This is a genomic window from Mesorhizobium sp. M7A.F.Ca.US.006.04.2.1 (genome assembly GCF_004022915.1).
Lineage (GTDB): Bacteria > Pseudomonadota > Alphaproteobacteria > Rhizobiales > Rhizobiaceae > Mesorhizobium > Mesorhizobium ciceri.
The window spans coordinates 1-2,389 of record NZ_RZQA01000916.1; the positions used below are offsets into that span (position 1 = coordinate 1).

2 protein-coding genes and 1 pseudogene are annotated in these 2,389 nt (G+C 64.2%); 2 read left to right on the forward strand and 1 reads right to left on the reverse strand.

Annotated features, from left to right (window positions below):
• Positions 1-988, forward strand: a 988-nt coding sequence (locus EN925_RS32125) for a phosphate acyltransferase (protein ID WP_281040678.1), incomplete at its 5' end; no start/stop codon positions are given.
• A gap of 88 nt (positions 989-1,076) precedes the next feature.
• Positions 1,077-2,291, forward strand: coding sequence for a DUF2865 domain-containing protein (locus EN925_RS32130; RefSeq protein WP_128337215.1), 1,215 nt, complete (start codon positions 1,077-1,079; stop codon positions 2,289-2,291).
• Here EN925_RS32130 and EN925_RS41075 read toward each other — a convergent pair.
• A pseudogene (locus tag EN925_RS41075) lies at positions 2,209-2,389 on the reverse strand (glutamate--tRNA ligase); the annotation flags it as partial. The gene EN925_RS32130 and the pseudogene EN925_RS41075 sit on opposite strands and share 83 nt — an antisense overlap.

Below are 2,389 nucleotides of genomic sequence, written 5' to 3' on the forward strand. Positions count from 1 at the left end.
GGCATCGAGCGCCAAGCGCGTCATCTATGCCGACGGCGAGGATGAGCGCGTGCTGCGGGCTGCCCAGGTGGTGCTCGAGGAAGGCATCGCCGAGCCGATCCTGATCGGCCGCCCGCACGTCATCGAAGTGCGCCTGAAGCGCTACGGCCTGCGCATCAAGCCCGGGGTCGATTTCGGCCTCATCAACCCGGAAGACGATCCGCGCTACCGCCACTATGTCGACCTTTTGATCGAACTCGCCGGCCGGCGTGGCGTGACGACGGAGGCCGCGCGCACCATGGTGCGCACCGACAACACGGTGATCGCAGCACTTGCGCTGAAACGCGGCGATGCCGACGCCATGGTCTGCGGCCTCGAAGGTCGGTTCGAGCGGCATCTGCGCAACGTCACCTTGATCATCGGCCCCCGCGCCGGCATCAAGGACCACGACCTGTCGACGCTTTCAATGCTGATCTCGCAGCGCGGCATCATCTTTCTGACCGACACCCACGTCTCCGTCGACCCGACGGCGGAAGAAATCGCCGAGATGACGGTGCTGGCGGCGGAAGAAATCCAGCGCTTCGGCATCGAGCCGAAGGCAGCACTCTTGTCGCATTCCGATTTCGGCTCGCGCGATTCGCCCAGCGCCCTGAAGATGCGGCAAGCAGCGGCGATCCTGGCGCGCATCGCGCCTGACCTTGAATGCGATGGCGAGATGCATGCGGACACTGCTCTGTCGGAGCACCTGCGCCAGCGCGTCTATCCCCATTCGAGACTGAAGGGCGAAGCCAATTTGCTGGTGTTCCCCAACCTCGATTCGGCCAACATCACGCTGACGGCGCTCAGAACCATGACGGATGCGCTGCATGTCGGGCCGATCCTGCTCGGCACCGACATGCCGGCGCATATATTGACGCCGTCTGTCACCTCGCGCGGCGTCGTCAACATGACGGCGCTTGCCGTGGTCGAAGCCGCCCACAAGGCACAAGCGGTCGTCAATCTGGGCTGAACACGGATTTCGCGGTAAACTGCAGTTAACCGCGAACACGGTAGCCTTGCGGGGCTAACAGCCGATTTGGAAGGCGGAGTTTGGGCGGATGGCAAGCGGAGGGTGGAAGCAGGCGCATGCTGCCGTGCTGCTTGGCCTGCTGTTGTCCGCAACCTGGGGAGTAGCCGAGCCACAGGCTGCTTCGCGGGTCTGCCGCCAGTTGGAAGCCGATCTTGCCGCGTCCTCGCGCGGCGGCGGTGGCGGTCCGGCGCTAGTCCGGAAATACGATTCCGCGATTGCCAGGCAGTATGAGCAGATTTCGAAGGCTCGCAGCCAGGCGAGCCAGGCCGGGTGCGGTTTTTCGCTGTTTGGCCGCAACCTCAATCAATGCGCCGGGCTCAACGCCACCATCGACCGCATGAATGCCAATCTCGACGCCTTGCAAAACAAGCGCGAGCGGCTGGCTGGCGGTGGCTCTCGCCGCGATCGCGGACGCATCCTGGCGGCGCTCGACGCCAATGGCTGCCGCGACGACACCGTTGCGCCTCGGCGTGCGCCTTTGCAGGAAGCGAACCGCGACGGCGGCAGCGCAAACCTGTTCGATCAGCTCTTCGGCGGCAACAGCAAGCAGCTCGATATGCTTGATGAACCCAACCAGCCCGACGATCCCAGCGAGGAGCGCAATGTCCGCCGTGTGCTCAACCAGCCCGGCGTACCGGATTTTCCGAGCGTCGGTGGCGAATTCCACACGTCCTGTGTGCGCACCTGCGACGGCTACTTTTTCCCTATGTCGAACTCGGCCTCGGCAGGCGATTTCGAACGCGACCAGAAGAATTGCGAATCGAGCTGCCCCGGCACCGAGATGCAGGTTTTCTATTCGCGCGGCATGGACGACGATTCGGCGTCGATGATGTCATCTGTCACCGGCCGACCTTACAGCGAATTGCCGACCGCCTATCTCTACAAGCGGCCCGGCATGTCGCGGCCGCCGGCTTGCGGCTGCAACGCCGCTGCGCAGGGCTTCCAGATCATTGCCGGCAATCCGCCGAATCCGGTGCAATCGCAGCCAGAGACAGACGCGTCATCATTCATTCCAGTCCCGGTTGCAAAACCTGATCCGGGCGCCGATCCCGAAACGCTGGCCAATCTGGAAGGTGGGCTCGACCGCGAGGCGATCAAGCGGCTTTCCGCCAGGCCGGTGACGTCGCCCGTGTCCGCGCTGCCGCCGGAACAGCGCAAGGTCAGGGTCGTCGGGCCAACGTTCCTTCCCGACCCATCAGCGGCAATAGATCTGCAAGCTCCGGCCCCGAAGGCAGTCCGGTAAGGGCTGTCCTGAGCGGCATGAACAACGCCTTGCCCTTGCGGCCGGTCGCTTCCCTGATCTTGCCCGTCCAGTCCTTCCAGATCGTCGCGGTCCAGGGT

Excerpts from the sequence above, each read along its gene's own strand:
- EN925_RS32130 (WP_128337215.1), top strand. The coding sequence starts at position 1,077 with ATGGCAAGCGGAGGGTGGAAGCAGGCGCATGCTGCCGTGCTGCTTGGC.